Source organism: Kribbella orskensis (assembly GCF_004342085.1).
GTDB classification, from domain to species: Bacteria; Actinomycetota; Actinomycetes; order Propionibacteriales; family Kribbellaceae; genus Kribbella; species Kribbella orskensis.
On sequence record NZ_SLWM01000005.1, the window covers coordinates 83,899 to 109,997 of the forward strand.

Below are 26,099 nucleotides of genomic sequence, written 5' to 3' on the forward strand. Positions count from 1 at the left end.
AATGCAGCTACTGGTTCAGGAGCCTCGCCTTTTCACGCCACCGCCGGCGGGCAGTCCGCGCTGCGCGCTCGTCCACGCGCACCCGGCCCAGCCGCACCTGCCGGCACCAATCCCCCCACGCCAGCCCGTGCCCCAGCCTCTCGCTGCATCCGGATGGTTCTGGCTACCGCGCCAGCCGACCGCCGACCTCAGCGCGCGTCACCGCGGCGGCGTCCACCGGACTGGCGCACTATCTCTTTCTCTTCTGTCCTTTGTCTCTTGCTCTTCAACCCGTCGCCTACAGCTCGCGGTGGGGGCCGGTGGTGTTGCGGACTACCAACTCTGGGCGGAAGAGGAATTCTGTGTGGGGGGTGGTGTGGCCGCGGACCTCTTCCAGGAGGGATTGGACTGCGGCCAGCGCCATGGCGTTGACGGGTTGGCGGACCGTCGTCATCGGCGGGTCGGTGAACTCCATCATCGGGGCGTCGTCGTAGCCGACTACCGAGATGTTGTCGGGGACTGCGAGGCCTCGTTGGCGGGCGGCCCGGATGACGCCTAGCGCCATCATGTCGGAGCCGCAGACGACCGCGCTGACGCCGACGTCGAGGAGGCGCTGGGCCGCGGCGGCTCCGCCTTCTACACCGAACATGCTGAGCTCGACCATCGAGTCGACCTCGGCGTCGTTCAGGCCGAGCTGGGCCTTCATCGCGGTGCGGTAGCCGGCGAGTTTGCGCTGTACGACGATGAACCGCTCCGGCCCCGAGGCGAACCCGATCCGGCGGTGGCCGAGGGCAACCAGGTGGGAGACGGCGAGTTCCATCGCTGCCGCCTCGTCGGAGGAGACGAAAGGTGCCTCGACGCCCGGCAGCCAGCCGTTCACGAACACCACGGGCAGCTTGCGGTCCACCAGCGACTGGTACCGCGCGTGGTCCGCGCCCGTGTCGGCATGCAGCCCGGAGACGAAGATGATGCCGGACACGCCGCGCTCGAGGAGCATCTCGACGTACTCGTCCTCGGTCGCGCCGGACGGTGACTGGGTGCACAGCACCGGGGTGAAGCCGCGCTGCGACAGGGCGGACTCGATCACCTGGGCGAAGGCCGGGAAGATCGGGTTGATCAGCTCGGGCATCACCAGCCCGATCAGGCCGGCCGAGCGGCGCCGCAACCGGGTCGGCCGCTCGAAGCCGAGCACGTCCAGCGCGGTGAGCACCGCCTGTTTGGTGTCCTCGGCGACCCCTGGTTTGCCGTTCAGCACCCGGGACACGGTCGCCTCGCTGACCCCTGCCTTGACCGCGATGTCGGCCAGCCTCGCTCTACTGCTCACGGCGGCACCCTACCCACCGATCGTTGTTCTTGCAGCAAGATGCTGCAAGAACTTGCAGACTCGCGCCGCCCCCAGTCTGCGCGGAAGTGTCCACCAGGTGAACAGTACGGACACCTCACACGCCGTACACCTTGTCAGGAGCAGCCACTCAGGTCAGGATGAACGCACCCCCGCCCGGGGGCCTTTACTCGGATCGTCCGGCACGTTCCTGCCGGTGAAGGAAGGTACACAGTCATGGCTACTGTCTCGTTCAAGGCGGCGACCCGGGTCTACCCCGGTTCTGAGACGCCCGCCGTCGACAAGCTCAACCTCGAGATCGAGGACGGCGAGTTCATGGTGCTCGTCGGCCCGTCGGGTTGCGGCAAGTCCACCTCGCTCCGGATGCTCGCCGGCCTCGAAGAGGTCAACGAGGGTTCGATCTACATCGGCGACCGCGATGTCACCCACCGCCCGCCGAAAGAGCGGGACATCGCGATGGTGTTCCAGAACTACGCTCTCTACCCGCACATGTCCGTCGCGGACAACATGGGCTTCGCGCTGAAGATGCAGGGTGTCTCCAAGGACGACCGCGCCAAGCGCGTGATGGAGGCCGCCAAGCTGCTCGGCCTGGAGGAGTACCTCGAGCGCAAGCCGAAGGCCCTCTCGGGTGGTCAGCGTCAGCGTGTCGCGATGGGTCGCGCGATCGTGCGTAACCCGCAGGTCTTCCTGATGGACGAGCCGCTGTCGAACCTCGACGCCAAGCTGCGGGTCCAGACCCGCACCCAGATCGCCGAGCTGCAGCAGCGTCTCGGTGTCACCACCGTCTACGTCACCCACGACCAGGTCGAGGCCATGACGATGGGCGACCGGGTGGCGGTACTCAAGGACGGTCTGCTCCAGCAGGTCGACACCCCGCTGAACCTGTACGACCACCCGAAGAACAAGTTCGTGGCCGGCTTCATCGGCTCGCCCGCGATGAACCTGCTCGACGCGGACCTGGTCGAGGGTGGCGCCAAGCTGGGCGACTACATCGTGCCGGTCGACCGAGGCATCCTGGCCAAGGCCGCCAACGACAAGACCCTGACGCTGGGTGTCCGGCCGGAGGCCTTCAAGGTCTCCGACAAGGGCCTGCCGGTGCACGTGGCCGTGGTCGAGGAGCTCGGCGCCGACGCGTTCCTCTACGGCACCGCGGAGCACAACAACGAGCACCAGCAGATCGTCGCCCGGATCGACGCCCGGATGCCGGTCGAGAAGGGTTCGACCATCCACCTGGCCGCCGACCCGGAGAAGCTGCACCTCTTCTCGACCTCCACCGAGGAGCGCCTCATCGCCTGATCTCCGGATCCGGTACTGCGTACGCTGCCCCGGGTGGCTCGTCCAGCCGGGGCCGGCGTTCGTCTTGTCCCCGGCTGTTCGTCGTGCCCGGTGAAGGGCGTCACGCAGTACGGCGGGGCAGCGGGCGGTTCGGAGTACGGTCAGTCGGTGCGGTCGAGGCGGTCGAGGCGGTCCTGGTCGCGGTTCTCGAGCTTGTAGGTCGAGGTGGCCGCGCCGCCGATCACCACCCCCGGCGGAGTCAGGTTGCTCTCCTTGATCAGGTAGTGCGGGCGGTGCTTGGTCTCGTAGTAGATCCGGCCGATGTACTCGCCGATCACGCCGAGCATCACCATCTGGATCCCGCCGAGCCCCACGATCGCGGCGATCAGGGTGACGTATCCCGGCATCTTCACGCCCTGGGTGGCCGCGACCGCCACCACCCAGATCGCGTAGAGGACGGCGATCGCGGTGAGCCCCAGGCCGAAGTAGATCGCCACCCGCAGCGGTTTGTTGTTGAACGAGAGCAGCCCGTCCAGCCCGTACTCGAACAGCCTGCGAAAGGTCCACCGGCTCTTGCCGGTCTCGCGCTGCACGTTCTCGTACTCGAAGACGACCGACTCGACGCCGATCCAGGTGGCCTGGCTGTCGTCCGCGGATCGTGCGCCGAGCCCGATCGCGCTGGGCGGGCGCCGCGGCCTTGCTCGTCACGCTCGCCCTGATCAGCCAGGGCAGTCCGTTCCTGACCTCGGGCAGTGTCGGCATGCTCGCCGCCGCGGGCGGTCTGACCATCGCGGTCATGCTGACCTTGTGGCTGATCAGACGCCTCGGCAACCCGGTCACCGACGCCATCTTCTCCATCGGCGCGGCCATGCATCGCGACGACGACCTCACCCGCGCCGACGCCCCGCCCTTGGTGACGGTCCGCCCCGGCCCGGCCCCCGACGCACCGTTCACCAGCGCGTACGGCCTGCAGGAACGACTTCTCGGCGCCCAGGTGTACGACGTCCCGGCGTACCGCGGGAGCCTGGTGGCCCCCGGGCTGCTGACGCTGAAGGCGCGGTGTCCCGTGGAGTCCACCGTGTTCCTCAACTTCCCGCAGGTCGGCGGCCAGGCACGACTGGCGGGCGGCGAGTGGCAAGCGCTGACGGCCTCGCGCCGACCGAGGACCACGACCAGCAGCAAGATGGTGGAGCTCGGCAAGACACCGGTCTCGGGAGAGGTCCTGATCGACATGCAGGTCGTCGCCGCTGTCCGGGGGGCGATCACACCGCGTGGTGCGCTGGGCTGTCTCGATACCACCAAGCTGGCAACCGCCGTCTCCGGCCTCCGAGCGACCGGCGCCACGCACGTAGAGGCGGGCGGACGCTCGATCTCGGCGACGCTCAGGCCCGGCAGTGCTGGGGTGGCGGTGATCGCCGCACCCGCGCTGCCCGGCTGGCTGTGCGCCAGGGATGGCGGGAAGACGGAGAAGCCGACGAGCTTCGGCGGTCTGCTCTCGGTGTCGCTGCCCGTACCTACCGAGCGGGTGAGCTGCGAGTACTTGCCCCCAGGCCTGAGAATCGGTCTGGCAGCAGGAGGCGGCGCGCTTCTGATCACGCTCGCTCTGGTGCTCGCGGCACGATCCCGCAAGCGCCCGAGCGCAAGCGCCGAAGAACCTCCGACGCAGGGCGCTAACTGATGTCGCGGCGGGAGAAGACGAAGGCGCCGAGTGCGACCAGGACCACGGTGACGACGGCGAGATACCAGGCGCCGTGCTCGAACATCAGCGTCTTCGTGATCGTGCTGCAGCCGTAGCCGCCGTCGCTGGTGGGCTGGCACTTGTCGATGTAGTACGTCGCGTCGTGCTGGATCCAGGCGTCGAAGTTGAGTTTCACCAACCAGGGTTGGAGTTTGGTGAGGAAGCCGCCGAACACGCCTTCGACCAGGACGATGTAGCCCATCGCCACCCCGATCGCGGCCGCGGTGTGCCGGAGCAGCAGTCCCACCACTCCCCCGAGCACCGCGCCGACGGCGGTGACCAGGACCCCTCGGCCAGCTTGCGCGGTGAGATCACCCCAGACCTTGCCCGTCGTACCGGCGGTGATGCCCAACTGGTCGATGATCAGGAACGTGCCGACCAACAGCAGCGCGTAGACCACCACCGCCACCGGGACCATGCCGATCGCGGCGGCCAGCAACTTGCTGCCGTACACGCGCATCCGGCGTGGCTCGAACGTCAGCCAGTTGCCGATCGAACCGCTGCTGAACTCCGCGCCGACGAAGCTCGCGCCGATCAGGAAGGTGGCGAACACCAGCAGGTACGACACTCCGAGCAACTGCTCCGGCATCACCTCGGCGAAGACGGACTTCGGCTTCAGGAACTGGTCGATGGACGGGCCGTTGGTCTGGCAGTACACCTCGACCGGGTCCTTCGGGTCGGGCAGCGTCGCGTAGTCCTCCAGGCACCGCTTCGTGTACTCCGCGCCGTGCAACTCCCAGTCCTTCGCAGCGATCTCGTACTGCGCTTGTGCCTGCCGCCGCTGCTCCTCCGACTGCGGCCGGGCGTTGTTCCAGGTCGCGACCAGCACGATCGCGGTGATCAGCAGGACTCCCGCGACGCCGATCAGGGTCAGCCGGCGGGCCACCAGCCGACGCAGTTCGACCCCGCTGAGCCGGATCATCGGGTGCCTCCGAGGCCTTGGTCGGCGGTCAGTTCGAGGAAGACGGACTCCAGGTCGGCGCGGACCGGGATCAGCTCGGACACGTACAACTCCTGCTGCGCGAGGCGCCTGGTCACGTCGGCCGGGTGCTCGGCGCCGTCCACGAACAAGTAGTTGCCCTCGGCCCGCACCGTGAGCCCGGCCGCGGTCAGGATCCTGGTCGCGGCCTCACGCTGCGCCGCCGGGTCACCGAGCGGGCTGTCGATGGCGACCTTCACGGTCGTCCTGCCACTGCCGCCGATCACCTCCGCAACGGTGCCGGAGGCAAGCAACCTGCCGTGGCCGATGATCGAGACGGTGTCCGCGACCTGCTCCACCTCGGCCAGGATGTGGCTGCTGACCAGAACTGTCCGGCCCTGCTCGCCCAGGCCGCGCATAGTCTCGCGGATCTCCCGGATACCGGCCGGATCGAGGCCGTTGGTGGGCTCGTCGAAGATCAGCAGCTCGGGTTCCTTGAGGAGCGTGGCCGCGATCGCGAGCCGCTGCTTCATGCCGAGCGAGTAGGTCTTGAACTTGTCCTTGCCGCGCTCGCCCAGCGAGGTCTCCTCGAGCACCTCGCCGACCCTGCCACGCGGCGTGCCGATCGCGTCGGCCAGCAGTTCGAGGTTCTTCCGGCCGCTGAAGGTGGGGAAGAACTTCGGCGACTCGACGATCGCGCCGACCCGGCCGACGACGTCGGGCAGGTGCTCCGGGACGACCTGGTCGAACACCATCATAGTGCCGGCGTCGGCGCGAACCAGGCCCAGCAGCATCCGGATCGAGGTGGTCTTCCCGGAGCCGTTCGGACCGAGGAAGCCGTGCACGCCGCCGACCGGCACCTCCAGGTCGAGGCCCTGGACCGCGACCACCCGCCTGCCGCGACGGGTCCGGTAGGTCTTGCGCAAGGCCTGTGTGCGGATCGCCAGGTCCGGCATGCCCACCCCTCTCGTCGCCTCCCCGGATCGGGGGATCGCTCATCCTTGCAGAGGCAGACGTCCATCCCGCCGGGTTTGTCGCTGAGCGCACGAGTGGATCGTTCAAGGGGGGTCGCGGCCGCCAGGGATTTGGTCCAAGATTCAATGGATACCGTTGACAACGGCCTACGCCGGGCGCAGGACGCCCCCGACCGAGGAGATGTCGTGAACACTCGACCCCCGCTGCCGCCCTTCACCGAAGAGACAGCGATCCAGAAGGTCCGCGCGGCCGAGAACGCCTGGAACAACCAGGACCCGGAGGCCGTGTCACTGGCCTACACGCCGGACACCTACTGGCGGAACCGCGACACCTTCGTCACCGGCCGCGCCGAGGTGGTCGAGTTCCTGACCCAGAAGTGGGCCCGCGAACTGGACTACCGCCTGATCAAGGAACTCTGGGCCCACACCGACAACCGGATCGCCGTCCGCTTCGTCTACGAGTCCCACGACACCGCTGGCCAGTGGTACCGCTCCCACGGCAACGAGAACTGGGAGTTCGACGAGAACGGCCTGATGAAAGTCCGCCGAGCCAGCATCAACGACCAGAAGATCAACGAATCAGACCGCCTCTTCCACTGGACCGCCCCAGGCCCCCGCCCCGACGACCACCCAGGGCTCACCGACCTGGGCCTCTAACCACCCGAAGACACCCGCACGACCAGCCCGCGACGAGCGTGGCTTTTGGCCGACGACAGCGACCGGTAGAGACCAGCCGGCGTAGGGCGTCGGACAAAAGTCACGCTCGTCGTGTTCCCGGCCAGGCAGCACTGCTCCCGGTCGCGAGAAGGGCTCAGCCCCTCGCCGACCCTGCGCAACGCGGTACAGAAAAATTACCCCCGAGGGGTATCCTCCAAAGACTTGCCAAGGGATACCCCGAGGGGGTAACTTCGGGGGTGTTGACATACCCCCACGGGGTAGCTGCAGGAGAAAGAGAGACCGCCATGACCACCGAAGAGCAGCAGATCGAGCCGGGCCACGTGCACGGCTACACCGCCGAGAAGTCCAGCCACCTGAAGCGGCTGCGCCGGATCGAGGGGCAGATTCGCGGCCTGCAGCGGATGGTCGAGGAGGACAAGTACTGCATCGACATCCTCACCCAGGTGTCGGCCGCGACGAAGGCGCTCCAGTCCTTCTCGCTGGAACTCCTGGACGAGCACCTGTCGCACTGCGTGGTCGAGGCCGCACAGAAGGGCGGGGCGGAGGCCGAGGAGAAGGTCCGCGAGGCCTCCGACGCGATCGCCCGCCTGGTCCGCAGCTGACCCAGCCACACCAGACACCAACCACCCCGGCACAGAGTCACCCGCCTCGGTGCCGGTGATCACAAAACACGAGCAAGGAGCACCGATATGACCACCACGACCTACTCCGTCACCGGTATGACCTGCGGCCACTGCACCGCCGCTGTCACCGAGGAGATCAGCAAGCTGGTCGGCGTCCAGCAGGTCAGCATCGACCTCAACGCCGGTGGCACCTCCGCTGTCCACGTGACCAGCGAGTCCACCCTCGACGAGTCGGCCGTACGCGAGGCCGTCGACGAGGCGGGCTACGAGCTGGCCGCCTCTTCTCCGGGCGTCACAGCATGACCGGGGCTGTCGCGCTCCGGCTCGGCGCGTTCGCTGGTGCGCTCGCGCTGGCCTTCGCCGGCGCCTTCGCCATCGGCTCCGCGGTCGACCCGATCGCGGCAGCCGACCCCGCCCCACACACGGACAACCCAGCCATGCCTGAAATGAACGGGCCGGGAATGGACGAGTCAGGCGAGGCGCAGGGCGGCGGACACAGCGATCCCGCGGCACAACCGCCCGGGCTCGCGGTCTCCCAGGCCGGCTACACCCTGGTCCCGGCGACGACGTTCTTCCAGCCGGGCAAGCAGGAGACGCTGAAGTTCACGATCCAGGGTCCGGACGGCACACCCGTCACGCAGTACAAGCAGACGCACGAGAAGGACCTGCACCTGATCGTCGTACGGCGGGATCTGTCCGGGTTCCACCACGTGCACCCGACTCGGGACGCGAGTGGCACCTGGACCATCCCGTTCACCTTCACCGCGGGCGGTACCTGGCGGATGTTCACCGACTTCCAGCCGGCCGGGCTAGACAAGACGCTGACGCTCGGCACCGACGTGAACGTGTCCGGGCTCTACATCCCGGTCCCGCTGAGCGAGCCGGCCAGCGTCTACTCGATCGACGGGTATGACGTGACCCTGGCGGGCAAGCCGATCGCCGGGAAGGAGTCCGAGCTGACCTTCATGATCAGCAAGGACGGCAAGCCGGTCACCGATCTCCAGCCGTACCTCGGGGCGTTCGGGCACCTGGTGTCCCTGCGCGGCGGCGATCTCGCCTACCTGCACACGCATCCTTCCGAGGAGGCGAAGGCCGGGATGAAGGGCGGTCCGCAGATCGAGTTCGGTACGACGTTCCCGACAGCGGGCACCTACAACCTGTTCCTGGACTTCCAGCACGCGGGCAGGGTCCACACCGCCGAGTTCACCGTGAACGTCAGCACCAGCGGTACCGCGATCGTCCCGCCGGCCTCGTTGCCGAGCCCGACACCGAAGAAGACCACCCCGGGCCACGAGTCCACTCCGCACGGCCACTGAGAGGAGGCTCCACAATGACCACCCCAGCACCACCGGGCAACTCCGTCGAACTCATCATCGGTGGCATGACCTGTGCCTCCTGCGCCAACCGGGTCGAGAAGAAGCTGAACCGGATGGAGGGCGTCACCGCCACCGTCAACTACGCCACCGAGAAGGCGAAGGTGACGTTCGACGAGGGCGTCAGCCCGGACGACCTGGTCGCCACCGTCGAGGCCACCGGCTACACCGCCTCGTTACCGGCTCCCCCTGCTGCCGACAGCCCCGAGCCGCCGGATGAGCTCAAACCACTGCGCGAGCGCCTGATCACCAGCATCGTGCTCGCCGTCCCAGTGGTTGCCCTGGGCATGATTCCGGCGCTGCAGTTCGACTACTGGCAGTGGGCCTCGCTGACGCTCGCGGCGCCGGTCGTCACCTGGGCGGCCTGGCCGTTCCACAAGGCCGCCTGGGTGAACCTGCGCCACGGCGCCACCACCATGGACACCCTGGTCTCGCTGGGTGTCATCAGCGCCTTCCTCTGGTCGCTGTACGCGCTGTTCCTCGGCGAAGCGGGCCGGGCCGGGATGACGATGCCGTTCACGCTGATCCCGTCCCGCGGCAGCGGCGCCGAGGAGATCTATCTCGAGGTCGCGGCCGGCGTGTCCACCTTCCTGCTGGCCGGCCGGTACTTCGAGGGCCGCGCCAAGCGCCGCTCCGGAGCAGCCCTGCAAGCGCTGCTGGAGCTCGGCGCGAAGGACGTCGCCGTACTCCGCGACGGTGCCGAGGTGCGGATCCCCGCGGACCAGCTTGCCGTGGGCAACGAGTTCGTGGTCCGGCCGGGCGAGAAGATCGCCACCGACGGCGTGATCGTCACCGGCAGCAGCGCGGTGGACGCGTCGATGCTGACCGGCGAATCCGTTCCGGTCGAGGTGAGCGAGGGTGACGCCGTCGTCGGCGCCACCGTGAACGCCGGCGGACGGCTCGTCGTCAGGGCGACCCGGGTCGGTGCCGACACCCAGCTGGCGCAGATGGCCCGGCTGGTGGAGGACGCCCAGAACGGCAAGGCAGCGGTTCAACGGCTGGCCGACCGGATCTCCGGGGTGTTCGTGCCGATCGTGATCGTGCTGGCGTTCGGCACCCTCGCGTTCTGGCTCGGCAACGGGTCTCCGACCGAGGTGGCGTTCACCGCGGCCGTGGCCGTGCTGATCATCGCCTGCCCCTGTGCCCTCGGCCTGGCCACCCCGACCGCGCTGATGGTCGGGACCGGCCGTGGCGCGCAACTGGGAATCCTGATCAAGGGCCCGGAGGTGCTGGAGTCCACCCGTCGCGTCGACACCGTCGTCCTCGACAAGACCGGCACGGTGACCACCGGCCGGATGGCTCTGGTCGACGTCCTGCTGGCCGACGGCGAGGATCGCGCCGAGGTACTGCGGCTGGCGGGTGCGCTGGAGCACTCCAGCGAGCACCCGATCGCCCAGGCGATCGCCCGCGGAGCCGTTGACGAACTCGGCACCCTCCCCACGGCAGAGGACTTCGGCAACGTCGAGGGCCTCGGAGTACAAGGGATCGTCGACGGGCACGCGGTACTGGTCGGGCGGACGCGGCTCCTCGAGGAGTGGAGCCAGTACTTGCCCGAGGACCTGGCTCACGCCAAGGAACACGCGGAAGCAGAAGGCAGTACTGCGGTCGCGGTCGGGTGGGACGGCAAGGCCCGCGCCGTGCTGGTGGTCGCCGACACGGTCAAGCCCAGCTCGGCCGAGGCGATCCGCCAACTGAAGGCGCTCGGACTCCGGCCGGTCCTGCTGACGGGCGACAACGAAGCGGTGGCCCAGAAGGTCGCGGCCGAGGTGGGGATCGACGAGGTCATCGCCGAGGTGCTGCCGGCCGACAAGGTCGACGTGGTGAAGAAGTTGCAGGCCGAGGGCCGGGTGGTCGCGATGGTCGGCGACGGCGTGAACGACGCGGCCGCGCTGGCGCAGGCGGATCTCGGGCTCAGCATGGGAACCGGCACCGACGTGGCGATCGAGGCGAGCGACCTCACCCTGGTCCGCGGCGACCTGCGCTCGGCGGCGGACGCGATCCGGCTGTCGCGGCGGACCCTGCGGACGATCAAGGGCAACCTGTTCTGGGCGTTCGCGTACAACGTGGCCGGGTTGCCGCTGGCGGCCGCCGGACTGCTGAACCCGATGCTCGCGGGCGCGGCGATGGCTTTCAGTTCGGTCTTCGTGGTGTCCAACAGCCTCCGCCTCCGCCGCTTCCAGCCGCTCACCCCTGGAGAGTGAAATGACCCACGACGCACACCGGCACGGGGATCACCCGGCACCCGCCGAGCATGGAGATCACCCAGCACAGGCTGCGCACGGAGGCCACGCGCAGGAGCAGAGTCTGACCCGGCAGGCGATCTCGGCGACCGTCCACTGCCTGACCGGCTGCGCGATCGGTGAGGTCCTCGGCATGGTGATCGGTACCGCGCTCGGGCTGCACAACCTGGCCACGGTGGTCCTGTCGATCGTGCTGGCGTTCTTCTTCGGCTACTCGCTGACCATCCGGCCGGTGCTGAAGGCCGGCGTGACCTTCCGGCAGGCGCTCAAGATCGCGCTGGCCGCGGACACGCTGAGCATCTTGACCATGGAGATCGTCGACAACGCGATCATCCTGGCGGTGCCCGGCGCGATGGACGCCGGCCTGGCCTCGGTGCTCTTCTGGGCCAGCCTGGCCGTCGCCCTCGCGATCGCCTTCGTCATCACCGTCCCGGTCAACCGCTGGCTGATCGGCCGCGGCAAGGGCCACGCGGTGATGCACGCCTACCACTGACACCACCTAGCCCTTGGGTCCGAGGAATCCCCCTCGGACGCACGGGCTTTCAGCGCAGCCAGGCGGTGGTGTCGGAGGGGAGCCGGGTCTCCTCCAAGGGAGAACTGGTGAGCAGGATCTCGGAGTACTCCGGGAGGTCGATCGGGTCCGGGGTGAGGTTCACGATGCAGGTGAGACCTTCCCGGGCGAACAACAGCACGCCTGGCGCCGAGTCCAGCCAAGTGAGGGTGCCGTCGCCCAGGGACTCCCGGCGGATCTTCAGCCCGTCGCGGTAGAGCGCGAGCATCGAGTTCTGGTCCGCCTGCTGCGACTCGACCGTGAGGTTCTTCCAGTCGGCGGGTTGCGGCAGCCACGGCGTACCGGAGCCGAAGCCGAACGGCGGCTCCTTGCCCGACCACGGCAGCGGCACTCGGCAACCGTCGCGACCACGGTCGGTTCCACCAGAGCGCGCCCACAGCGGATCCTGGAGCAACTCGTCCGGCAGATTCTCGACCTCAGGCAGGCCGAGCTCCTCGCCCTGGTAGACGTACAGCCCGCCAGGCAGAGCCATCGCGAGCAGAGCCGCCGCGCGAGCCCGGCGCTCGCCCAGTACGGGGTCCGTCTCCATCCCGTGCTTGCGGTCCTGGTGTGAGAACGAGGTGTCAGGACGCCCGTACTTCGTGACCGGCCGGGTGACGTCGTGGTTCGAAAGCACCCAGGTGGGCGGTGCTCCGATCGGCACGTGCGTCGTCAGGGTCAGGTCGATCGACGCGCGCAACTCGTCCGCGTCCCAGGGGCGGGACAGGAAGTCGAAGTTGAACGCCGTCTGCATCTCGTCGGGCCGCAGGTAGAGCGCGAACCGCTCCTGGTCCGGCATCCACATCTCGCCGACCAGGAACCGGCCTTCGTAGGAGTCGGTGATCTGCCGCCAGCCGCGGTACACGTCGTGCACCTCGTCGTGGTCGGTGTACGACTCCTCCACGCTGTCCAGGTCCTTGAAGAGCACTGCCGCACTGTCGATCCGGATCCCGTCGACTCCGCGGTCGAGCCAGAACCGGAGGATGTTGTGGAACTCCTCGACCACCTCAGGATTGCGCCAGTTGAAGTCTGGCTGCTCCGGGGCGAACAGGTGCAGGTACCACTGGCCGTCGGGGACCTGGGTCCAGGCCGGGCCGTTGAAGATCGACTGCCAGTCGTTCGGCGGAAGTCCCCCTTCGCGGCCGTCGCCGAAGAGGAACCGCCCCCGCTCCGGTGAACCCGGCGCCGCGGCGAGGGCCTGGACGAACCAGTCCTGCTGGTCCGATCCGTGGTTCGGCACGATGTCGATGATGGTGCGGACCCCCAGCGCGTGCGCCTCGTCGATGTAGGCCTCGGCCTCGGCGAGGGTGCCGAAGCTCGGCTCGATCGCCCGGTAGTCGGCCACGTCGTACCCGCCGTCGGCCATCGGGGACGGGTACCACGGGTTCAGCCAGATCGCGTCGATGCCCAGCTCGGACAGGTACGGCAGCTTCGCCCGCAGCCCCGCGAGATCACCGATCCCGTCACCGTTGCCGTCGGCAAAGCTGCGCAGGTACACCTGGTAGATCGCGGCTCCGCGCCACCACGTTTCCGACATTGCTTCTCCTTTGGGGGTTGGGGAATCAGCCTTTGAGGCTTCCGGCGGTGAGGCCCGCCATGATGCTGCGCTGGAACACGAAGAAGACCAGGATCGTCGGCAGGCTGGCGATCACCAGCGCGGCGATGAGCACGTTCTGCGGCATCTGCGCGGACAGCGACGCGATGCCGACGCTGATCGACATCTTGTCGGTCTCCGGCAGCACCAGCAGCGGCCAGACGAAGTCCTTCCAGACCGTCACCACCGACAGGATCGACACCACGCCGAGGATCGGCCGCGACACCGGCAGCACGATCGACCAGAGGATCCGCAGCGGCGACGCCCCGTCGATCTCGGCCGCCTCCAGCAGCTCGCGCGGAATCGAGTCGAAGAATCGCTTGAGCAGGAAGATGAAGAACCCGTTCGCCGCCGCCGGCAACCAGATCGCCCAAGGGGTGTTCAGCAGGTTCCAGTGGAACAACGGCACATCCTTGGCCACCAGGTATGTCGGCAGCAGGAGCACCATCGGCGGGATCATCAAGGTGGCCAGCATCAGGCCGAGGATGACCTTGCCGAAGAACGGCCGGAGCTTGGACAACGCGTACGCCGCAGTCACGTCCACCGCGAGGGTGAACAGCCACGCGCCCCCGGCGTACAGGGCGGTGTTCCTCAGGAAGACGCCGAGCTGGAGCTGGTCCCAGGCTTCCTCGTAGACGCCGAAGTCGTAGTCCTTCGGGAAGAAGCTCGGCGGGATCTGCGCGAGCTCGTCGGGCGACTTCAGCGCACCGGTCACCATCCAGTACAGCGGGAAGACGAAGGCCAGGGTGAACCCGATCACCACGACGACCAGCACGGCCCAGTAGGTCAACCTGCCGTGCCAGGACCGCAACGACAACGGCGACACCAGGCTCCTGGACTCATAACCGCGCCCCTTGTATCGCTTCTTCCGCGTACTGCGGGACGCCGGCTCCGGCGGGGTTGCCTCGAGCAACGGTGTCGGCTGCACGGTCGTTGTCATCGGCCACCTTCGTTGTCTCGCGAGACGCGCAGGTAGATCGCGGAGAACACCATCAGAACCACCATCAGCATCAGGCCGAGGGCGCCACCACCGCCGAAGTCGCCGAAGTTGAAGGCGTACTGGTACATCAGGTAGGCCACCGTCACGGTCGCGTTCTCAGGGCCGCCACCGGTGAGCAGGTACGGCTCGATGAACACCTGCATCGTCGCCACCACCTGGAGCAGCAGCATCACCAGCAGGATCAGCTTGGTCTGCGGGATCGTCACGTGCCAGACGCGACGGAACAACCCGGCGCCGTCGAGCTCGGCCGACTCGTACAGGTCACCGGGAATGCTCTGCAGCGCGGCGAGGTAGATCAGCGTGCCGGTGCCGAGGTTCATCCAGGTTGAGACCAGGACCAAGGAGATGAGCGCAGTACTGGTGGAGTCGAGCCAGGCCAGCGGCGGGATCCCGAAGACGTCGAGGATCTGGTTGAACAAGCCGGACCCCGGATCGTAGAACCACTTGAACAGCAGCACGGCGACCGCGGGCGGCAGCATCACCGGCAGGTAGACGACGAACCTCAGGTACGCCACGGCGTGCCGCAGTTCGTTGAGGACCACGGCCAGCACGAACGGTACGGCGTACCCGACCACCAGAGCGAGCCCGCTGAAGGCGGCCGTGTTCAGCCAGGCGGACCGGAACGCCGGGTCCTCGATCACGGTGCGGAAGTTGTCGAAGCCCACCCACTTGGCCGGGTCGACGAAGTTGTTCTCCTGGAAGCTGAGGATGATCTCGCGGATCATCGGATACCAGGAGAAGAAGGCGAAACAGATCAGCGCCCCGCAGAGGAACCCGTACGCCGTGAGGTTGCGGCCAACCGCCCGACGCGCCGCGCCATTCTTCTCAAAGGGGTGCGCCGCACCCGGGTGAGGGGAACGGCGCACCGGCGGTTTGGACAGGATCGCCATCAGGTGTTCTTGGCGAGGATCTTGTCTGCCTTGGAGGCGGCGTCGGACAAGAGCTTGTCGATGTCGGCGTCCTTGCGGGTGAGCACCGCCGACATCGCCACGTCGAGCACCGCGTAGAGCTCCTGCGCTTTCGGCGGCTCGAGCTTGTTGGTGATGCTGGACTGCGCGGTCACGTACGGGGTGAAGTGGTCGACCGGCACGGTGGCGAACTGCTTGCGCAGCGCGGTGATCTCCTGGCCGGGGGCGGAATCGCCGTACAGGTCGGGGATCGGCAGGCCGACCGGGCGGCCCTGGGCCTTGGCGCGGTCGTAGTTGAACTGACCCTTGCCCGGGGTGAGCTCGTGGAACTCCAGCCAGAGCAGACCGGCCTTGATCTTCTCCGGCGTCGCCTTCGGGTTGAACATGTAGCCGTCGCCACCGCTCAGCGAGGCCTTGCCCTCGGACTCCGGCACCGCGGTGACGCCGTAGTCCTCGAACTTGCCCTGGAAGTCGTTGTTCACCGACTGGACGACGTCCGGCGCGCCGATCATCATGCCGAGCTTGCCGGAACCCATCATCCGCATCAGGTCTTCCCACTGCAGCAGTTGCTTGCTGCCCATGGAGTTGTCGTTCCAGCGCATCTGCTTGAGGTTCTCCAGCACGGCCTTGCCCTCGGCGCTGTTGAACGCCGAGCTCTTGCCGTCGTCGCTCACCATCGAGCCACCGCGCGCGTACAGGGAGGCGGCGAAGTGCCAGCCGCCGGTGTTGCCCGCGCTGTACTCACCGAAGCCGGTGTAGCCCGGGCCGATCGCCGCGATCTTCCTGGCGGCCTCCTGCACCTCGGCCCAGGTCTTGGGCGGCGAGTCCGGGTTCAGCCCGGCCTGGGTGAAGAGCTTGCGGTTGTAGACCAGGCCCATGTTGTAGTTGTTGCGGGGCAGGCCGTAGGTCTTGTCGCCGTCCTTGAAGACGCTCTGCACGTCCGGGCGGATGTCGTTCAGCGCCTTCACGCTGCCGACGTACTCGCTGATGTCGGCGGCCTGCTTGGACCTGATGATCTTCTGGACGTCGGTGTAGTAGACGTAGAAGACGTCCTCCTGGGTGCCGCCGGCCAGCTTCGCCTGGAAGGTGTCCGGGTTGATGCAGGGGAACGCGTCCTTGCTCTGGATCGTGATGTTCGGGTGCAACTTCTGGAACGCGGCCACGTCCTCGTCCCACCCGGCCCGTTCCTTCGGGTTGCTCTTCGGCGGCTGACATCCCACGGTGATGGTCACCGGGGCATCGGCCGCCGCCGACCCCTGGGCAGTCGGCTTCTCCTCGTCCCCGGATCCACAGGACGCGGCCGCCAGGCCGAGCCCTGCCACGAGCAACAGGCTTGCCGGCCGGCGCCAGCCGGCCGCGGACACCCTGCGGTGGCTCGTTGTCCTCATCGATCTGCCCTTCTCGAAACGGCGCCGGTCTGAGCCGGCCCACGATGGCGAGGGCGAGTCCCGCCCCTTGATGTGGTCCGTACCGTAGGCAACTCGACCGATCGGCGCAATACTTCGATCTCAAGTTGCAAAAACGTGACTACAAAGCGGAACTCACGAGAATTGCGGTGGGTGTGGCGTTGTCCGCCGTTGTCACCAGCCCGTCAGGCACCCGAACGCAACAGACGGCACGGAGTACAAGACCTCTGTACTCCGTGCCGTCTGTGGGCGCGGGGGATCAGGCGGGGGCGGCCACCGAGGCTGGTTTGAGGCGCGCGGTGGAGGCGCGGACGACGAGTTCCGGCTCGAAGAGGAGTTCGTCGGCGGGCACCGCGGCGCGCTCGATCAGGGCGACCAGCATGTCCACGGCCGCCCGGCCCATCGCGTCGATCGGCTGCCGGACGGTGGTCAGCGGCGGATCGGTGCAGTTCATCATCGCGGAGTCGTCGTAGCCGATCACCGACACGTCGTCCGGCACCGAGAGGCCGGCCCGGCGGACCGCACGGATCGCGCCGAGGGCGAGGATGTCGCTAGCGCAGACGATGCCGGTGACACCGTGCCTGACCAGCCGGGTGGCCGCCGCGTGCCCGCCCTCGAGCGAGAACATCGTGTGCTCGACGAGTTGCGGATCCGCCTCGGGCGAGGCCATGAACGCGTCCAGCTTGCGGCGCGACGGGATGTGGTCGCGCGGGCCGAGCACCATCCCGATCTTCTGGTGGCCGAGTGCGCGCAGATGACCGATCGCCATCTCGGCGGCGACCACGTCGTCGGACGAGACCTGTGGGAAGCCCAGGTGGTCGACCGCCGCGTTGACCAGTACGGTCGGCAGCCGGCGCTCCTGGATCAGCTTGTAGTGCGCGTGCGGCGCGTCCGCCTGGGCGTAGAAACCGCCGGCGAAGACGACCCCGGAAACCTGCTGCTGCAGGAGCAGGTCCACGTAGTCGGCCTCGGACACGCCACCGAGGGTGCGGGTGCAGAGCAAGGAGGTGAAACCTTGCTGCGCGAGCGCGCCGCCGACCACCTCGGCGAAGGCGGGGAAGATCGGGTTCTGCAACTCGGGCAGCACCAGCCCGACAAGCCTTGCGCGATCGCCGCGCAACTGGGTGGGACGCTCGTACCCCAGTACGTCGAGCGCCGTCAGCACGGCCTCGCGGGTCGCCTCGGAGACACCGGGTTTACCGTTCAGCACCCGGCTCACGGTGGCCTCACTGACGCCGACCTTCTTCGCAACCTCAGCAAGTCGTCGAGTCATGACGCAAACACTACGCCCTTTTCCGCAAGTTCTTGCGTTCACTTGCGCAGCGACTCGCGCGGCCAGACTCCGGAGTACCGGCGCCACAGGACCGGCCCGCAGGACCAAGACACCACCGACTTACTGAGCGCTCAGCGGTCCGGGTGTTGGAACTGACAGACTGTGGGGGTGCCTCGTTTCGTCGCCACCCGCCCGGACACCGGTCTGCTGTCGCTCCCGTGGGACATCCCGCTGGAGGACTGGCCCGATGACCAGCTGGTCGCGTTGCCTCGCGGTATCTCGCGGCACGTCGTCCGCTTCGTTCGGGTGAACGGCACTGTCTACGCGATCAAAGAGGTGATGGAACACCTCGCGATGCACGAGTACCGGCTGCTGCGCGACCTCGAACGCCTCGACTCCCCCGCGGTCGAACCGGTCGGCGTGATCACCGACCGGCTGGACCGCGACGGCGAGCCGATCGACTCGATCCTGGTCACCCGGCACCTGCAGTTCTCCCTGCCGTACCGCGCGCTGTTCTCCAGCACGCTGCGGCCCGACACCGTGAACCGGCTGATCGACGCGCTGGTCGCGCTGATCGTGCGGCTGCACCTGCTCGGCTTCTTCTGGGGCGACTGCTCGCTGTCCAACACGTTGTTCCGTCGCGACGCGGGCGCTTTCGCGGCGTACCTGGTGGACGCGGAGACCGGCGAGCTGCACCAGGAGATCTCCGACGGTCAGCGGGCACACGACCTCTACACCGCCGAGATCAACCTGTTCGGCGAGCTGTCCGACCTGCAGGAGGGCGGTCTGCTGGACGCCGACATCGACCCGCTGGAGACGGTCGAGTCGATCACCAGCCGGTACGAGGCGCTCTGGAAGGAGCTGACCGCGCCGGAGGAGTTCCACACCGACGAGATGCACCGGCTGGACTCCCGGATCCGGCGGCTGAACGATCTCGGCTTCGACGTCGCCGAGATCGACATCATCACCGACTGGGACGGCAGCCAGGTCCGGATCCAGCCCAAGGTCGTGGACGCCGGCCACCACAGCCGCCGGCTGCTGCGGCTGACCGGCCTCGACGTCGAGGAGAACCAGGCGCGCCGGCTGCTGAACGATCTGGACGCGTTCTCGGCGGCCACCGACCAGCAGAACGAGGACGAGGAGATCGTCGCGCACCAGTGGCTGACCGAGGTGTTCGAGCCGGTGGTCCGGAGCGTGCCGCGTGACCTGAAGCGCAAGCTGGAGCCGGCCGAGGTGTTCCACGAGGTGCTCGAGCACCGCTGGTTCCTGTCCGAGCAGGCCGGGCACGAGATCGACACGATGGAGGCGGCCCGCTCGTACGTCGACGACGTGCTGAGCGCGAAGCCGGACGAGAAGCTGACGCTGCCGCCGCCACCGATCGCCGGGGCGGAATCGCTGGACTGATCTCCTGGGGCGCCTCGTGCAACGTCCGGGCGGTCGGCGGCGTGGTAGGGGTGGGAGGTGGCCGATGGCCGACGAGGGGGCGCCGGACTTCGATACGTGGGTGCTGCAGCGGGGCGCCGCGCTGCTGCGGTTCGCGTATCTGGTGACCCGGGACCACAGCCGCGCCGAGGAGGCGGTCCAGGACGCCCTCGTCGCGGCGTACTCGCGCTGGTCGCGGATCCTGCAACACGGAGATCCCGAGGCCTATGTCCGGCGCTCGATCGTGAACGCCGACATCTCCCGCTGGCGGAAGTTCCTCCGGCGGGAGACACCGGTGGGCGATGCCGCGGTGTTCGACTCGGCCGGGGTCGATCACGCCGGCTCGCTCGCGGAGCAGGACGCCGTGTGGGACCTGTGCGCCTCCCTGCCGACGAGACAACGCGCCGCCGTGGTGCTGCGGTACTACGAGGGCCTGCCCGACGCGGACATCGCCGAGATCCTCGGCTGTACCGCGGGCACGGTCCGCTCCCAGATCCACCGAGCCCTCGCGTCCCTGCGAACCACCCTGAGCGTGACCGAGGAGGTCACCCACCGATGACGCCCCACGACGACCCGACCGAGAACCTGATCACCCGGACGCTGGACGATCACGCCGCCGATGCACCGTCCGACGCGGGTCTGCTGACAGGCGTACACACCCGGCTCCGCCGTCGACGGAACACCCGCGTGCTCGGCGCCGCGGTACTGGCTTGTGCCGCGGTGGCCGCGACGGTCACCGCCGGCCAGAGCCTCAACAGCGAGGTCTCCCCGGCCAAGGAACCGGTCGCGCCACAGACGATTCCCGCTGCACGGACACAGTCGAAGACGGGGCTGAGCCTGCGCTGGGAGTCGTACAAGACGGTCCAGGTCCTGGTGCCGGCCAGTTGGCAGACGTATGTCTCGGGCCCTGCACCTTGCTCACTGTCGAGCGGACCGGTGATCGGCCGGCTGAGCCCTTGGCTCGACCGGGAACGCGGCTGCGCGCTCGCCGTCCTCCCGCTGGCGGACCGGCAGGAGTACCTGTGGTTCGACGACGTGCAGAAGCCCGGCATCAAGCAGTACGACGGGGACTGGACCGAGGAGACCCGCGAGGTGGCCGGCGTCCACGTCAGCGTGCTCTCCCAGAGCGACGCGACCCGCCGGGAGATCCTCGACTCCGCGACGCCGATCCTGACGACGGACAAGTACGGGTGCCCCTCGCGCATCGGAGGCGATCAGGCGTTTCAGGAGTCGTCCTCGCGGCGCGCGCGAGACGCAGACCTTCGCGCGGTGTCGCTGGTCAGCATCTGCGAGTACTGGGGTGGTGGCGTCTCACCCGTGCAGGGACCGACGCTCCTCTCCGGCTCCAGACTCACCGGCGACGCGGCCCGCGCCTTGGCCACCGAACTCACCGACGCCACCCCGCACACAACCACCCCGGAGGCCCTGCCCGGCTGCACCGACGACGGCGGCCGCACCTTCGTCGTCACCATCACCAGCCCGGTGGCGAGCTGGCCCAGCCGCCTGCACTACTCCCCCTGCTTCCCCAGCTACAGAATCGGCGAGGGCTCCACCCAGCGCACCGCATCCCAACACCTCGTCGACCTGATCCGCACCGGCCCCCACCGCCCATCACAACCGACCGACCTCATCCTCATCCCCAACAACAAGACAACCCCCGCCCGCTGACGAGGCAGGTCAACAGCCTGGGGTCGCGGTGGGGAGACCGAGGGCGGTCGCCGTGGCAAGAAGGCGCCGGTCGTAGGTGACGAAGCACGTCAGGTCATCCGCCAGTACGGCGTCCGCGGTGGCAAGGTGAATCGCGTCGAGCGACCGGATCTGCGGATCGGTGTACGCCGCTGCGGTGGTCCTGACGAGGTCATCGATCTCGTAGATCGCGATGCGCCCGAGCAGCGCAGGCACCCCTGCCACCAGGGCCGGCTCGGTCCGTCGCAAGGCGCGCGGCAACTCCACCTCCGCCAGGGCGGACGAGACCAGCAACTGCTCCGGCCGGACCGCGATCCACTCGACCAGAGCATCCGACTCGACCTCGCGGCGGACGAGTTTCACCAGCGCCGCCGTGTCGAGGTAGATCATCAGTAGCGTTCCTCGTCCCGCAACTCGTCCAGCACGTCACCGGCCTGCCGGTCGGTGCGAACCTCTCCCCTCGGCTGCGGGATCGGGCCGGTGGCCTGGGGCAACCTCAGCTTGCCGGTCGCGAGCAACCGGGCCTGCGGCGACGGCTGGGCAGGCACCAGCCGCGCGACCACCACCCCGCGCTCGGTGATCTCGATCTCCTCGCCCTGCTTCACCCGGGCCAGCACTTTCGCCGTCTCCTGGTTCAGCATCCGCACCGGCACCTCACCCATAGCTGCAAGTGTAGTACTTATTTGTCAGACACCATCCTCTCGCTGAGAATCACTCAGCAGAGAAGGTACGAGGGTCGACTGGTCCCGCGGTTCAGTTGTCCACAGGGTCAGCGGGGTGGCATGCGGAGGGCGCCGTCCAGGCGGATCACTTCGCCGTTGAGGAGTTGGTTGGAGACGATGTGGTCCACCAGGGCGGCGTACTCGGACGGGCGGCCGAGGCGGGCGGGGTGGGGGACCTGCTGTTCGAGGACGGTGCGAGCGTCTTCGGGGAGGCCGGCGAGCATGGGGGTCTCCATGGTGCCAGGGGCGATGGTGACCACCCGGATGCCCTTGTCCGCCAGGTCGCGGGCGGCCGTCAGGGTGAGGCCGACGATGCCGCCCTTGCTGGACGCGTACGCCGCCTGGCCGATCTGGCCGTCGTACGCGGCGATCGAGGCGGTCATCACCACGACGCCGCGATCGCCGTCCTCGCCGGCGGGCAGGTCGATCATCCGCTCGGCGGCGAGCCGGAGCACGTTGAAGGTGCCGATCAGGTTGACCTCGACCACCTGCCGGAAGGTTGCCAGCGGCAACGGACCCTTGCGGCCCACGATCCGGCCCGGGGTGGCGATGCCGGCGCAGGTGACGACCAGGCGCAGCGAACCCAGCGACGCGGCCACGTCCAGTGCAGCCGTCACCGCGACCTCGTCGGTGACGTCGGTGGGCACGAAGTCGACCCGGTCCCCGAGCTCGTCCGCGATCGCTTTGCCGGCCGAGGACGGGAGGTCGCAGATCACCACACCGGCGCCGGACTCGGCGATCCGGCGAACGGTGGCTTCACCGAGCCCGGAGCCACCACCGGTGACGAGCGCGACATCGGACGGGCCAAGCTTCATCGAACACTCCTGAGCAGGTCGCGGCTGATCACCAGCCGCTGGATCTGGTTGGTTCCTTCGAAGATCTGGGTCACCTTGGCCTCGCGCATGTACCGCTCGGCCGGGAACTCGCGGGTGTAACCGTAGCCACCGAGCACCTGGACCGCGTCGGTGGTCACCTTCATCGCGGCGTCGGTGCAGATCAGCTTGGCGATCGCCGCCTGCTGGGTGAACCGCCGGCCGAGGTCGCGCCGCCGGGCGGCCTGGACGTACGTCGCGCGGGCCGACTCCACTGCGGCAGCCATGTCCGCCAGCAGGAACTGCAGCCCCTGGAACTCCGCGATCGCGTGCCCGAACTGCTGCCGCTCCAACGCGTACGACGAGGCGACATCGAGCGCGGCCTGGGCCAGCCCCACGGCGCAGGCGGCGATCCCGAGCCGGCCCGAGTCGAGCGCGGACAGGGCGATCCGCATGCCGTCGCCCTCAGCGCCGATCAGGTTCGCCGCGGGCACCCGGACACGGTCGTAGTTGACCAGCGTCGTGGTCGAACCGGTCAACCCCATCTTCCGCTCGGGCGCCCCGAAGCTGAGGCCTTCGGCGTCAGCGGGCACGTGGAACGCGGAGATGCCGTGCTTCGGATCGGCCGAGGTCCGGGCGAAGGTGGTGTAGAAGTCGGCGTGCGAGCCGTGGGTGATCCACGACTTGGTGCCGCTGATCACGTAGTAGTCCCCGTCGCGAACGGCCTTCGTGGTCATCCCGCTGATGTCCGAGCCCGCCTGCGGCTCCGACAGCGCGTACGCACCGAGCAGCTCGCCGCCGATCATGTCGGGCAGCAGCAACTCGCGCTGATCGGGCGTCCCGAACGTGGCGACGGCGTAGCTCGTCATGGTGTGGACCGACAACCCGACGCCGACCGACATCCAGGCGGCGGCGATCTCCTCCAGCATCTGCAGGTAGACCTCGTACGGCTGCTCGGCGCCGCCGTACTGCTCCGGATAGGGCAGGCCCAGCAGGCCCGCCTTGCCGAGGGTCCGGAAGGCGTCCCGCGGGAACGTCTCGGTTTCCTCGGCCTTCGCCGCGTACGGCGTGAGCTCGTTTGCGCACAGATCCCGGACCAGGCCCAGCAGGTCGGTGGACTCCTCGGTCGGGAGCAAGCGATCGACAGCCATCAGGCACCCCTCTCAACAGCTGACGAAATGATACTCCTATTGATACTGAAGACCATAACTCCGTATCGTTCTATGCTGTCTCGATATGACAACAGTCGTCCCGGGACGCCGCACCCGCAGGCAGTCCGAGCTGCTCGACCGGCTTCTGTCCCTGTTCCTGACCCAAGGCTTCAGCCGGTTCACCCTGGACGACCTGGCCGCGGAGCTGCGCTGCAGCAAGACGACCCTGTACGCGTTGGCGCCGAGCAAGGAACAGCTCGCCGTCGAGGTGGTCAAGCACTACTTCAAGAATGCCACCGCGGAGGTCGAGTCCGCGGTCGGCAAGCAGACCCGGCCCGACCGCCGGATCGCCGCCTATCTGAACGCGGTCGCAGACGCGCTCCGGCCGGCCACCCGCACGTTCCTGGACGACGTGGCGACCTTCGCCCCGGCACGCTCCGTGTACGAGCGGAACACCCGGATCGCGGCGGACCGGGTCCGGTCGCTGATCGAGGAAGGCATTGACAGCAAGGCCTTCCGGCAGGTCGACATCGGCTTCGCGGCGGAGATGATCGCGCACACGATGCAAGCGATCCAGCGCGGCGACATCGCCCGGCGGACCGGGCTGACCGACGCCGAGGCGTACCGCGAGCTCGCCTCGTTCGTCCTGCACTCCCTCCGCCACGACTGACCTCGGCGCGGACTCGGCAGCGAAGCTGACTTCGGCGGCACGGCTGGACCTGACGTCAGGTTGGGTCTCGGCTGTAGCGTGCTTGAGGTGCAGCAGACCAACGTGGACCTCAAGTTGGGGCCTCTTCTCCGGTACGTCGACCAGACGCGCGCGACCGTCTGGGTGGAGACGACCCGGCCCTGTCAGGTGGAGATCCTCGGCCACCGGACGAGCACCTGGTCCGTGCACGGACACCACTACGCGCTGGTCTTGATCGAAGACCTCGAGCCGGCCACCGCGACGCCGTACGAGGTGCACCTGGACGGGGCGCAGGTGTGGCCGCCGGCCGAGACGCCGTACGGGCCGAGTGTGATCCAGACGCCGAAGGCCGACGGGAGTTTCCGGCTGACGTTCGGGTCGTGCCGGCGGTCGGCCCCGTTCGACGAGCAGGGGTTCAAGGACTTCGGCCCGGACGCCCTCGTCGCCCTGGCCGAACGGATGGCCGGTGGCGACACCGAGCGACCGGACGCACTGCTGCTGCTCGGCGACCAGGTGTACGCCGACGACCCCTCGGACGCGGTACTCGAGAAGCTCCGCGAGGCGCACGGTGGCCGGCAGGGGTCCGAGGTGGCCGACGAGATCGGCAACTTCGAGGAGTACACCTGGCTGTACGACGACGCCTGGCTGACTCCGGCCGTCCGGTGGCTCTTCTCCACGGTCCCGCTGTGCATGCTGCTCGACGATCACGACCTGCGGGACGACTGGAACACCTCGCTCAGCTGGCGCCGCTGGGTCACCTCGCAGCCGTGGTGGCACGACCGGGTCGTCGGCGCCTACGCGTCGTACTGGGTCTACCAGCACCTGGGCAACCTCTCGCCGGAGCAGCTGGACAAGGACCCGACGTACGCGGCGATGCGGGCGCTCGAGGACGAGGACGAACGCAGCTCCTACCTGGACGCCTTCGCCTGGGAGGCGGACGAGGACGCGGCCTCCACTCGCTGGAGCTACTACCGGGACTTCGGCGCACGGTCACGCGGAGTACGGCTCGTCGCCGTCGACTCCCGCTGCTCGCGGCATCTGGATCCGGACGAACGGGCGATGGTGGACGCGCACGAGTGGGAATGGGTCCGCAGGCACACGGTCGACGCCACGCAGCCGATCCACCATCTGCTGTTCGCCTCGACGCTGCCGTTCCTGCTGACGCCCGGGCTACACCACCTGGAAGGCTGGGACGAGGCGGTCTCGTCCGGCGCCTGGGGACCGCGCGCCGCCCGGATCGGCGAGAGGATCCGGCAGGGCATGGATCTGGAGCACTGGGCCTCGTTCCGGAAGTCCTTCGACCTGTTGACCGACCTGTTCACCGACCTGATCCGCGGCCAGAACGCGCCGACCTCGATCCTGATGCTGTCGGGCGACGTGCACTGCAGCTACCTGGCCGAGGCGGGCCTGATCACCGTCGACCACCCCGGTACTGCGATCCGCCAGCTGACCATGTCGCCCTTCCGGAATCCCGTCGGGAAGTACATCCAACTGGCGAACAAGCTGCTGGACAGCCGTGGGATGACGGCTCTCCTGCACCGGCTGGCCCGCTCCGCCAAGGTCGCGGATGTCGCCGCCACCTGGCGCACTGCGTACGGGCCGTGGTTCGACAACGGGGTGATGAGCGTCAAGGTGACGGGCGATGAGTGGACGGTCGAGGTGGAGCACGCCGCGCTGGAGGAGCAGCGGCAGGTGCTGCGGCGGACGCTGACCTACGGAGGTTAACCCTACGCTCCGGAATTAACT

The 26,099-nt window shown here is 68.3% G+C and carries 26 protein-coding genes; 13 read left to right on the top strand and 13 right to left on the bottom strand.

Features of this window, described 5'->3' with window-relative positions:
- Positions 1-277 precede the first annotated feature (277 nt).
- Positions 278-1,303, bottom strand: coding sequence for a LacI family DNA-binding transcriptional regulator (locus EV644_RS15725; protein ID WP_132189021.1), 1,026 nt, complete (start codon positions 1,301-1,303; stop codon positions 278-280).
- 234 nt (positions 1,304-1,537) lie between these two features.
- On the opposite strand from EV644_RS15725, the gene EV644_RS15730 reads away from it, so the two are divergent.
- Positions 1,538-2,617, top strand: a complete 1,080-nt coding sequence (locus EV644_RS15730; protein ID WP_132189022.1) for an ABC transporter ATP-binding protein — start codon at positions 1,538-1,540, stop codon at positions 2,615-2,617.
- Between the two features lie 140 nt (positions 2,618-2,757).
- On the opposite strand, the gene EV644_RS15735 is transcribed toward EV644_RS15730, so the two are convergent.
- Positions 2,758-3,189, bottom strand: a complete 432-nt coding sequence (locus tag EV644_RS15735; protein WP_199239849.1) for a hypothetical protein — start codon at positions 3,187-3,189, stop codon at positions 2,758-2,760.
- Positions 3,190-3,254: 65 nt separating this feature from the next.
- Here EV644_RS15735 and EV644_RS15740 point away from each other — a divergent pair, with 65 nt between their 5' ends.
- Positions 3,255-4,274, top strand: coding sequence for a YfhO family protein (locus EV644_RS15740; protein ID WP_132189023.1), 1,020 nt, complete (start codon positions 3,255-3,257; stop codon positions 4,272-4,274).
- On the opposite strand, the gene EV644_RS15745 is transcribed toward EV644_RS15740, so the two are convergent.
- Positions 4,267-5,256, bottom strand: coding sequence for a DUF2705 family protein (locus tag EV644_RS15745; RefSeq protein ID WP_132189024.1), 990 nt, complete (start codon positions 5,254-5,256; stop codon positions 4,267-4,269). The genes EV644_RS15740 and EV644_RS15745 overlap by 8 nt on opposite strands.
- The gene (locus tag EV644_RS15750; RefSeq protein ID WP_132189025.1) at positions 5,253-6,209 is read right to left on the bottom strand and encodes an ABC transporter ATP-binding protein; all 957 of its coding nucleotides are present in this window, start codon (positions 6,207-6,209) and stop codon (positions 5,253-5,255) included. The genes EV644_RS15745 and EV644_RS15750 overlap by 4 nt, the downstream gene beginning before the upstream one ends.
- 204 nt (positions 6,210-6,413) lie before the next feature.
- Between EV644_RS15750 and EV644_RS15755 the strand changes: the two genes are divergently transcribed.
- The 6 genes from EV644_RS15755 to EV644_RS15780 all read left to right on the top strand — a co-directional run bounded on the left by EV644_RS15755 (position 6,414) and on the right by EV644_RS15780 (position 11,634).
- On the top strand, positions 6,414-6,884 hold the full coding sequence (locus EV644_RS15755) for a nuclear transport factor 2 family protein (protein WP_241998203.1): 471 nt from the start codon (positions 6,414-6,416) through the stop codon (positions 6,882-6,884).
- 305 nt (positions 6,885-7,189) lie between these two features.
- Positions 7,190-7,507, top strand: coding sequence for a metal-sensitive transcriptional regulator (locus EV644_RS15760; protein ID WP_241998206.1), 318 nt, complete (start codon positions 7,190-7,192; stop codon positions 7,505-7,507).
- Between the two features lie 87 nt (positions 7,508-7,594).
- Entirely contained in the window at positions 7,595-7,831 is a 237-nt protein-coding gene (locus tag EV644_RS15765; RefSeq protein ID WP_132189027.1) for a heavy-metal-associated domain-containing protein, read from the top strand.
- On the top strand, positions 7,828-8,844 hold the full coding sequence (locus tag EV644_RS15770) for a DUF8832 domain-containing protein (protein WP_132189028.1): 1,017 nt from the start codon (positions 7,828-7,830) through the stop codon (positions 8,842-8,844). The genes EV644_RS15765 and EV644_RS15770 overlap by 4 nt, the downstream gene beginning before the upstream one ends.
- 14 nt (positions 8,845-8,858) lie before the next feature.
- The gene (locus tag EV644_RS15775; RefSeq protein ID WP_132189029.1) at positions 8,859-11,102 is read left to right on the top strand and encodes a heavy metal translocating P-type ATPase; all 2,244 of its coding nucleotides are present in this window, start codon (positions 8,859-8,861) and stop codon (positions 11,100-11,102) included.
- Between the two features lies 1 nt (position 11,103).
- Positions 11,104-11,634, top strand: coding sequence for a DUF4396 domain-containing protein (locus EV644_RS15780; protein ID WP_132189030.1), 531 nt, complete (start codon positions 11,104-11,106; stop codon positions 11,632-11,634).
- A 49-nt stretch (positions 11,635-11,683) separates the two neighbouring features.
- On the opposite strand, the gene EV644_RS15785 is transcribed toward EV644_RS15780, so the two are convergent.
- From EV644_RS15785 to EV644_RS15805, 5 genes are all read right to left on the bottom strand, one after another.
- Positions 11,684-13,228, bottom strand: coding sequence for a glycoside hydrolase family 13 protein (locus EV644_RS15785; RefSeq protein WP_132189031.1), 1,545 nt, complete (start codon positions 13,226-13,228; stop codon positions 11,684-11,686).
- Positions 13,229-13,253: 25 nt separating this feature from the next.
- A complete protein-coding gene (locus EV644_RS15790; protein WP_132189032.1) occupies positions 13,254-14,225 on the bottom strand; it encodes a carbohydrate ABC transporter permease in 972 nt (323 codons plus the stop codon).
- Positions 14,222-15,175 carry a carbohydrate ABC transporter permease gene (locus EV644_RS15795; RefSeq protein WP_241998207.1) on the bottom strand — a complete coding sequence of 318 codons (954 nt, stop codon included), beginning with the start codon at positions 15,173-15,175 and terminating at the stop codon, positions 14,222-14,224. The genes EV644_RS15790 and EV644_RS15795 overlap by 4 nt, the downstream gene beginning before the upstream one ends.
- Positions 15,175-16,581, bottom strand: a complete 1,407-nt coding sequence (locus EV644_RS15800) for an ABC transporter substrate-binding protein (protein ID WP_241998209.1) — start codon at positions 16,579-16,581, stop codon at positions 15,175-15,177. The genes EV644_RS15795 and EV644_RS15800 overlap by 1 nt, the downstream gene beginning before the upstream one ends.
- A 277-nt stretch (positions 16,582-16,858) precedes the next feature.
- Positions 16,859-17,872, bottom strand: coding sequence for a LacI family DNA-binding transcriptional regulator (locus tag EV644_RS15805; protein WP_132189033.1), 1,014 nt, complete (start codon positions 17,870-17,872; stop codon positions 16,859-16,861).
- Positions 17,873-18,040: 168 nt separating this feature from the next.
- Between EV644_RS15805 and EV644_RS15810 the strand changes: the two genes are divergently transcribed.
- The 3 genes from EV644_RS15810 to EV644_RS15820 all read left to right on the top strand — a co-directional run bounded on the left by EV644_RS15810 (position 18,041) and on the right by EV644_RS15820 (position 20,962).
- A complete protein-coding gene (locus tag EV644_RS15810; RefSeq protein WP_132189034.1) occupies positions 18,041-19,276 on the top strand; it encodes a DUF4032 domain-containing protein in 1,236 nt (411 codons plus the stop codon).
- Positions 19,277-19,340: 64 nt separating this feature from the next.
- A complete protein-coding gene (locus EV644_RS15815; protein WP_132189035.1) occupies positions 19,341-19,853 on the top strand; it encodes a SigE family RNA polymerase sigma factor in 513 nt (170 codons plus the stop codon).
- Positions 19,850-20,962, top strand: a complete 1,113-nt coding sequence (locus EV644_RS15820; RefSeq protein WP_132189036.1) for a hypothetical protein — start codon at positions 19,850-19,852, stop codon at positions 20,960-20,962. The genes EV644_RS15815 and EV644_RS15820 overlap by 4 nt, the downstream gene beginning before the upstream one ends.
- Before the next feature lie 9 nt (positions 20,963-20,971).
- Here the strand turns inward: EV644_RS15820 and EV644_RS15825 are convergent, their stop codons facing one another.
- From EV644_RS15825 to EV644_RS15840, 4 genes are all read right to left on the bottom strand, one after another.
- Positions 20,972-21,370: a type II toxin-antitoxin system VapC family toxin gene (locus EV644_RS15825; protein ID WP_132189037.1), complete on the bottom strand. Its 399-nt coding sequence runs from the start codon at positions 21,368-21,370 to the stop codon at positions 20,972-20,974.
- On the bottom strand, positions 21,370-21,642 hold the full coding sequence (locus EV644_RS15830; protein WP_132189038.1) for a type II toxin-antitoxin system Phd/YefM family antitoxin: 273 nt from the start codon (positions 21,640-21,642) through the stop codon (positions 21,370-21,372). Before EV644_RS15830 ends, EV644_RS15825 begins: the two co-directional genes overlap by 1 nt.
- 107 nt (positions 21,643-21,749) lie before the next feature.
- Positions 21,750-22,517 carry an SDR family NAD(P)-dependent oxidoreductase gene (locus tag EV644_RS15835; protein ID WP_132189039.1) on the bottom strand — a complete coding sequence of 256 codons (768 nt, stop codon included), beginning with the start codon at positions 22,515-22,517 and terminating at the stop codon, positions 21,750-21,752.
- Positions 22,514-23,665, bottom strand: a complete 1,152-nt coding sequence (locus EV644_RS15840) for an acyl-CoA dehydrogenase family protein (RefSeq protein WP_132189040.1) — start codon at positions 23,663-23,665, stop codon at positions 22,514-22,516. Before EV644_RS15840 ends, EV644_RS15835 begins: the two co-directional genes overlap by 4 nt.
- A gap of 85 nt (positions 23,666-23,750) precedes the next feature.
- Here EV644_RS15840 and EV644_RS15845 point away from each other — a divergent pair, with 85 nt between their 5' ends.
- Positions 23,751-24,335 carry a TetR/AcrR family transcriptional regulator gene (locus EV644_RS15845; protein ID WP_132189041.1) on the top strand — a complete coding sequence of 195 codons (585 nt, stop codon included), beginning with the start codon at positions 23,751-23,753 and terminating at the stop codon, positions 24,333-24,335.
- Positions 24,336-24,422: 87 nt separating this feature from the next.
- Complete coding sequence (locus tag EV644_RS15850) at positions 24,423-26,078, top strand: DUF7800 domain-containing protein (protein WP_241998211.1); 1,656 nt, start codon at positions 24,423-24,425, stop codon at positions 26,076-26,078.
- The last annotated feature ends 21 nt before the right edge of the window (positions 26,079-26,099 follow it).